General features: G+C 67.5%; 6 protein-coding genes and 1 pseudogene. 2 read left to right on the top strand and 5 right to left on the bottom strand.

Translation table 11 applies throughout. The features are described from left to right. From BRAS3809_RS27650 to BRAS3809_RS27630, 5 genes and pseudogenes are all read right to left on the bottom strand, one after another. Window positions 1-299: pseudogene (locus BRAS3809_RS27650) on the bottom strand (amidohydrolase); the annotation flags it as partial. A 180-nt stretch (window positions 300-479) separates the two neighbouring features. After that, a complete protein-coding gene (locus tag BRAS3809_RS35210) occupies window positions 480-692 on the bottom strand; it encodes a zinc ribbon domain-containing protein (protein ID WP_008965302.1) in 213 nt (70 codons plus the stop codon). 81 nt (window positions 693-773) lie between these two features. Beyond that, entirely contained in the window at window positions 774-2,510 is a 1,737-nt protein-coding gene (locus BRAS3809_RS27640) for a CYTH and CHAD domain-containing protein (RefSeq protein WP_008965301.1), read from the bottom strand. 204 nt (window positions 2,511-2,714) lie between these two features. After that, complete coding sequence (locus tag BRAS3809_RS27635; protein WP_052523495.1) at window positions 2,715-3,671, bottom strand: exopolysaccharide biosynthesis protein; 957 nt, start codon at window positions 3,669-3,671, stop codon at window positions 2,715-2,717. An 18-nt stretch (window positions 3,672-3,689) separates the two neighbouring features. Then, entirely contained in the window at window positions 3,690-4,667 is a 978-nt protein-coding gene (locus BRAS3809_RS27630; RefSeq protein ID WP_008965299.1) for a TerC family protein, read from the bottom strand. Window positions 4,668-5,267: 600 nt separating this feature from the next. Here BRAS3809_RS27630 and BRAS3809_RS27625 point away from each other — a divergent pair. Together BRAS3809_RS27625 and BRAS3809_RS27620 are read left to right on the top strand one after the other, a co-directional pair. Continuing rightward, entirely contained in the window at window positions 5,268-6,221 is a 954-nt protein-coding gene (locus BRAS3809_RS27625) for a lipid kinase (protein ID WP_008965298.1), read from the top strand. A 60-nt stretch (window positions 6,222-6,281) separates the two neighbouring features. Continuing rightward, window positions 6,282-7,190 (top strand): ATP-dependent metallopeptidase FtsH/Yme1/Tma family protein (locus BRAS3809_RS27620; protein ID WP_035659026.1); only part of this gene is annotated, 909 nt, incomplete at its 3' end.

The raw sequence follows: 7,190 nt of genomic DNA, 5'->3' as shown, positions 1-7,190 counted from the left end.
AAGCCCGGCGTCTTGGAGGCGTAGGGCACGCCCGAGGTCTCCTCGATCGGCAGCGCGTCCATGTCGGCGCGCAGGCCGATGGTCTTGCCCGAGGCCGAGTTGCGGCCACGGATGACGCCGACCACGCCGGTGCGGCCGATGCCGGTCACGACCTCGTCGCAGCCGAAGGCGCGCAGCTTGTCGGCGACGATGCCGGCGGTGCGGTGCACCTCGTAGAGCAGCTCGGGATGTTCGTGGAAGTCATGGCGCCAGGCCGCCATTTCGTCGGACAGGGCGGCAATGCTGTTGATGATGGGCATGAGGAGGGGATGACTCGCTGAGGTGGATCGGGACACTGCTTCGTGCGGCCGGATCGGCCGGCGACGCCGCGCGATGGCGGACTATGACCCGGTCAAAAAAGCGAGGCAAGTTGCGGCCGGCATGGCGCCATGCGCGGCCGCCTCGGCGGAGTGCCGGTCGTCCCGGATTCCGGAACGCGTTCAGGCGAGCGGGGCAGGGGCCGGCACCCGAGGGTATTTGTGCTCGGGCGGCACCACCAGGCGGAACGCCCGCAGCTTCGGCTCGCTCCATGCGGCGAGCGGCGTGCCGCAGATGCCGCAATCGGCCCGGCCGGGAGCGCCTACGGCGGAGGTCGACTCCGCGATCTCGTAGGCGGCGTGACAATGAGGGCACGTCAGGCTGGATATCTTCATGGCTTCACTCTGGCACACATGGCGACGGCGCGTTTTGAACCAGATCAATGCGACGCATCGACGACCGCATCGAACAACGCGTCACGCCTCCTCGGGTTGCCAGGGTGTCGGCGTCTTCGTGAAGGCGCGCCAGGCGTCGCGCAGCGGATCCTCGACGCCGGCCATCGCATGCGCGTGCCAGCCGGTGATCGCGGCGGCGGCGATCGCCGCGTCCGTCGAGGTGGTTCCGAGCGTCGCGATGACGCCGGCGGTCACGGCCATGTCGTTGTAGTGGCCGAGTTGCTCCTGCAGCTCGGCGAGTGACCTCGCATATTTCCTCGCCGGCTTGCTCGGGCCGTAAAGCGGCAGCAGGAAGTCGATGCTGTAGCGCAGCTTCTTCAGCGCGAGCCGCAGCCGGTGGCGGCGCTCGGCCGGCAGCCTCTTGAAATGGCGGCCGCGCCTGAGCACCTTCTGATGCCGCTCCGACAGGACATGTCCGGCAAAATCGATCGCGGGCCCGGCGAGGCGGCCGAGCTCGTCCGGCGACACCTCGTTGCGCCAGCCGCGCGATGCAGTCCAGGCGCCCAGTCCGAGCACGAACGCGGTGCAGCGGCGATCGGCGAGCGCGACGCGCAGCTTGCGATAGGCGAGGTCGCGCTGCCGCTCCGCCAGCGTCCGCAGCGTGTCGAATCCCGCGACGTCAGCGCAGGCCTCCGCGATCTCGGGCAGCGTCTGGGTGAGGAACACGTCGAGATCACGCGCCGCCGAGAGATTCTGCGCCAGCCATCGCGCGTCGGCCTCGAGACCGTTGAGCGCAGCCGAGGTGCCGAGCGGCCGCATGATGTGCAGCGCGGCGCGCAGGCGGCGCAGCGCGACGCGCAACTGATGCACTCCTTCCGGATCGCGTCCGTCCTCGGCGGCCGGCAGGGCCTGCAGCAGATGATGCAGGCTGCCGCGCAGCACGATGGCAAAGGTCTCGTCGAGCGACACGGCCGGCTCGAAGCCCGGCCGCCGCGGCTTCTCGGCGCCGGGCGGACGCCCGGCGGCCAGATCGAAACCGCGCGCCGATTTGCTGCGGATCGACGGCTTGACGTCGCCATGCTCGGCGAGCCGCTGCGCGATCTCGTAGATCGCCGCCGGACTGCCGCTCTTCAGCTCCAGCTCGATCTCGCTGACGGGCTCGCTGCGCTCGCCGGCCCTGATCACACCGCTGTCGAGCGCGAACTCGATGACCGCGCCGGGCAGGTCGAGCAGGCGCGCGTGGCGATGCACGTCGGCCGTGAACACCGGCTGCAGCGGCGCTTTCGTCAGAATGTCGCGCAGCTCGTCGGGCAGCAGCGCAGCGGCGAGCGACAGATCCGGCTCCATCGAGGTGACGCTGGCTTCCCATTCGCCGCGCTTGAGCGGATCGTCGCTGTGTTGCGCCTTTACCGTCTGCACGAAACGCGCGCCGGTCTGGCGCACCCGCAGGGTGAAGCCGTTCTTCCACAGCGTCTGCTTGGGCGTATCGTAGTAGATCGATTTGAGATGCTTGCGCGTACCCTTGTTGCGCGCATGGGTGACGACGATCGGCGCGGCGTTGAAGCCGGCGAGCTGCGCGGGATCGACGACGAGCTTGAGTTCGATCTCGTGGCCGGTGCCGGACCCGGGATCGGGAAGCACTGGTGTGCCGACCTCGGTCTCTCCGGCGCCCTCGGCCGACGTCGTCGTGATCTGAGCGGGCTGCTGCGGGAGATCGGCGGCCCGGCTTCGATCGCTGTTCGCAGCGTTATCAGCGTCGGGCGTGCTGAGTGCACGGTCGCTGCCGTGGATCGACGCCGTGGCGTTCGAATCGGGCATTGGTCGATTCTGTAACCGTTTGATGACAGTCATCTCTCGTATAACCGCAGCCCGCCCCGGGGAACAGTGGCAATTCTTGCAGATCTCCGCCCCAGCGGGCGCGCACGGACCTCACCTCTCGCATTTTTTGTTGCGAGTTCAATGACAAGCGCCGGGCGCTGCGGCCGACATCCGCTCACCAAGATATGTCCGATCGATGGAACCTCAGATCCAGCCTGTCAGCATCAGCCGCGTTGCGACGAGGATCGCCGCCGCCGCCGTCGCCAGGCTCGCCGCCATGACGAGGCCGCGGCCGCGGCTCGCCATCGCGCGTGAGCGCTCCCGCGGATCCTGCAACGCGTTGAACGAGCCGCGCCCGTGACGCCGGTGGCGGAACGTCTGCAGCCAGAACGCCAGCGCGATGGCGCCCGTTGCGATCGCAAATACAGTCGACACGCCGGCAGCAAATCCGAGATCGACGCCGACGCTCTCCAGCATCGCGCGCAGCTCGACGGCGAGGCGCGCCAGCAGCGTGGCGGCATAGTCCGCCGCCGCTGCGCCCGTGTAGAGCAGCACCGCCGTCCAGACGACGGCGGCAGCGGCGATCAGGATCGAGAGCAGCACCGCAAGACCATCGCCGGCCATGAAGCCGATCGCGGCCGCGATCAGCGCCAGTGCCGGCATCACGTTGCCCATGGGAATCGGAAGAATGATCGTGATGGCCATCAGCAGCAGCGGCAGCGCCAGCAACATCCGCGCGGTGCGGCCGGTCAGCCAGACCAGCCTGTCCTCGCGCAGGCCGCGCTCGGCATAGCCGGCCCAGTCGAGGCCGGCGCGGATGACCTTGCGCAGCAGACGCTGCGGCACCGGCCGGCGGCGCACGGCCTCGGGCAACCACAGCCGCTCGGCGCCAAACAGGATCTGCAGCGCGACCAGCGCGACGAAGGTGCCGAACACCATGCCGAACGGGCCGGGCAGCGGAATCAGTGCCGGAATCGTCAGCAGCAGCAGAGTGAGGCCGAGGCCCTCCGATTCCAGCCGGTCGAACAACTCGCCGACCGACGGCTCCTCCGAGCGCACCGTGCGCGCGATCGCGAGCAGGCGCCGGCTGATCGGGCCGTTGTGACGGCGCGGCCCGGATGATGCGACCTCATCGTTGGAAGCGGCACCGTTCATCGCCACGCCGTCACCTCCCGTTGCTCACTTCACCTGCTCGGCCGCAGGCCGCGTCTTCCACAACGAATAGGCGATGCCCGCGCCGAGCAGACCGAAGGTGATGCCGAGCGACAGCGCCGGCGGAAACTTCTCCAGCCCGAGCAGATCGGCGAGGAAGATCTTCGAGCCGATGAAGATCAGCACCGCGGCCAGCGCCAGCTTCAGATACTGGAATCGATCGACCATCGCGGCGAGCGCGAAGTACAGCGCGCGCAGACCCAGGATCGCGAAGATGTTCGAGGTGTAGACCACGAACGGATCGGTCGAGATGGCGAAGATCGCGGGCACCGAGTCGACGGCGAAGATGACGTCGGCGAATTCGATCAGGATCAGCGCCAGGAAGAGGGGCGTCATGAACCAGGTCATCTTGCCGCTCGCATCGGGCTGGCGCACGAAGAAACGCTCCTCGTGCAGCCGCTCGGTCACGTCGAAGCGGCGGCGCATCCAGTTCAGCGCTGGATTGGCGCCGACGTCGTGCGGCTTGTCCTTGAACACGAGCATCTTGATGCCGGTCGCGACCAGGAACAGCGCGAACACGTAGAGCACCCAGCTCGCCTGCGCGACGATCGCAGCACCCAGGCCGATCATGATCGCGCGCAGCACGATGACGCCGACGATGCCCCAGAACAGCACGCGGTGCTGATAGGCGCGCGGGATCGCGAAGTAGCTGAAGATCATCGCGATGACGAAGACGTTGTCCATCGCCAAGGCCTTCTCGATCGTGAAGGCGGTCAGATAGGCGGTGCCGGCCTCGGCGCCGAGCTGCCACCACACCCAGGCGCCGAAGGCGAGCGCGAGCATGATGTAGACGGCGCTCATCACCAGGCTCTCGCGCACCGAGATTTCGCGCGTCTTGCGGTGGAGAATGCCGAGATCGAAGACAAGGAGGGCGAGCACGATTGCAAGGAAGGCGAGCCACATCCAGATCGGCTTGCCGGCAAACGCGATGAACAGGAAGTCCACGACGGGTCCTCTTTCAAAGCCGGTGATCATGATGTCGTCAGGTCCGACATCGTGAAAGCACCGGCTGCTTCACCAGAGGGGCCCGGACCAGGGGTATGCGGACGGACGTATGTGTCGCCCCGGCGGTTTTCAAGACCGTATCGTCTCCTCCCGCCGTTCAGAGAGATGAACGAGCGGACCGAGCAGGAGGTGCGACAGAGTGTCCGCTGCCTTGCAGCCGTTCAGGCGCGAACTAATTCCAGGGAGCCGGAGATCCGGGCCCCTCTGATAGTCTGCGACGATGTTCGCGCGACTATGATGTCGGACTCTCTTTCGTGACCGAGACCGCCATCGGTATTTCGCTCTCCGGAGCGGTGCTGGCCGGTCCTGGATCTCTTGGGAGTTTGATGAGATGCGATCACACGCGTCGCTTGCAGCGATGGCCGCTGGCGGCTTCTGCCTTGGACCTTCCCCTTCCGGAGTCGCTTATCACGCACGCCGACAGCTGCCGGAGCGAGGCCGGGGCGACGGCCATGGAACCCGGACGCCTGCTCGGACCTTTCTATGGAACCGGCGGGAAATGGACTGGGCCGGCTGGTATATTCGGTACGGGAGCAGGGTGTGAGCGCGGGGGACGACCAGATATCGATCGCAAAGGCGCCTCCGCCGCGCCAAAGCGTGACGACGCGCCGGCTTCTGATGATCATCAATCGCGGCAGCCGCTCCGGCGGGGAGGCGGCCGGCATTGCCGTCTCGCGGCTGGGCGCCGCGGGCTATGACCTGGTGATCACCGCGCCGCACAGTCCGCGCGAGGTCGCGCCGTGGATCGAGGCGCATGCCCATGACGCCGAGGCCGTGGTCATTGCCGGCGGCGACGGCAGCCTCAACGCCGCCGCGCCCGCGCTGGTGAAGACCGGCCTGCCGCTCGGCATCATTCCGGCCGGCACGGCCAATGATCTCGCGCGCACGCTCGGGCTGCCTGACGACATGGAGGCGGCGGCCGACGTCATCACGGCGGGCCACCGCCGCGAGATCGATCTCGGAGACGTCAACGGGCATCCGTTCTTCAACGTCGCCAGCCTCGGTCTCTCCGCCGAGCTGGCGCGGCAGCTGACCAAGGAGACCAAGCGGCGGTTCGGCCGTCTGGGCTATGCCATCACCGCACTCAAGGTGCTGACCAATGCGCGTCCGTTCCGCGCGATGATCGTGTCGTCGGAGGGCGCGGTGCGGGTGAAGACTTTGCAGATCGCGGTCGGCAACGGCCGCTACTACGGCGGCGGAATGGCGGTCGATCATCGCGCGGAGATCGACGACTCCCATCTCGATCTCTATTCGCTCGAGGTCGGCCGCGTGTGGAAGCTCTTGGCGATGGCCTATGACTTCCGCAAAGGCCGGCATGGCCTGTGGGAGGAGGTGCGCGCCTCGCGCGACACGTCGTTCGAGATCCGTACCCGCCGGCCGCGACCGATCAATGCCGATGGTGAGCTCGTCACTTTCACGCCGGCGCGCTTCACCGTGCTGCCGCGTGCCGTCACCGTGTTCGTGCCCAGGGCCGCAGGGCAGGCCGGCAGCTGACGCCGCCCGACCCGCAAGCTGCGGCCGCTCGTTTTCGACCGATCACATGTTGAGAGACTCATGACCAAGCAGACCCGCTTCAATCTCTGGTACGCTGTTGTCGCGATCTTCGTCGCGATGATGATCCACAATGCCTGGACGAGCTATCGCCAGGTCGCCGTGATTCCCTACAGCCAGTTTCAGGACCTGCTGAACGCCGGCAAGGTGAAGGAGGTCGGCGTCTCCGAGAACTATCTCGAGGGCACGCTGAAGGAGCCGCTGCCCGGCGGCCAGACGCGCTTTGCGACGACGCGCGTCGATCAGGAGTTTGCGAAAGAACTCGCCAAGGCCAACGTGACCTTCACCGGCCGCGTCGAGAGCAACATCCTCGGCGACATCCTCTCGCTGGTGATGCCGATCGCGCTGTTCTTCGGCGTCTGGTACTGGCTGTCGCGGCGGATGATGGGCGGCGCCGGCGGGCTCGGCGGCGGCCTGATGCAGATCGGCAAGAGCAAGGCCAAGGTCTATGTCGAGGCCAACACCGGCGTGCGCTTCGACGACGTCGCGGGCGTCGACGAGGCCAAGGACGAACTGCGCGAGATCGTCGCCTTCCTCAAGGATCCGAAATCCTATGGCCGGCTCGGCGGCCGCATGCCGAAGGGCGTGCTGCTGGTCGGCCCGCCCGGCACCGGCAAGACGCTGCTGGCGAAGGCGGTCGCGGGCGAGGCGGGTGTGCCGTTCTTCTCGATCTCGGGCTCGGAGTTCGTCGAGATGTTCGTCGGCGTCGGTGCGGCGCGCGTGCGCGACCTGTTCGAGCAGGCGCGCGCCAAGGCGCCGGCGATCATCTTCATCGACGAGCTCGATGCGCTCGGGCGCGCCCGCGGCATCGGCCCGTTCGCCGGCGGCCATGACGAGAAGGAGCAGACGCTCAACCAGCTGCTGGTCGAGCTCGACGGCTTCGATTCCTCGACGGGGCTGGTGCTGCTCGCC

The organism is Bradyrhizobium sp. STM 3809, assembly GCF_000239795.1.
In the GTDB taxonomy this organism is placed as follows: Bacteria; Pseudomonadota; Alphaproteobacteria; order Rhizobiales; family Xanthobacteraceae; genus Bradyrhizobium.
This window is presented reverse-complemented; position numbering and strand designations above follow the sequence as displayed.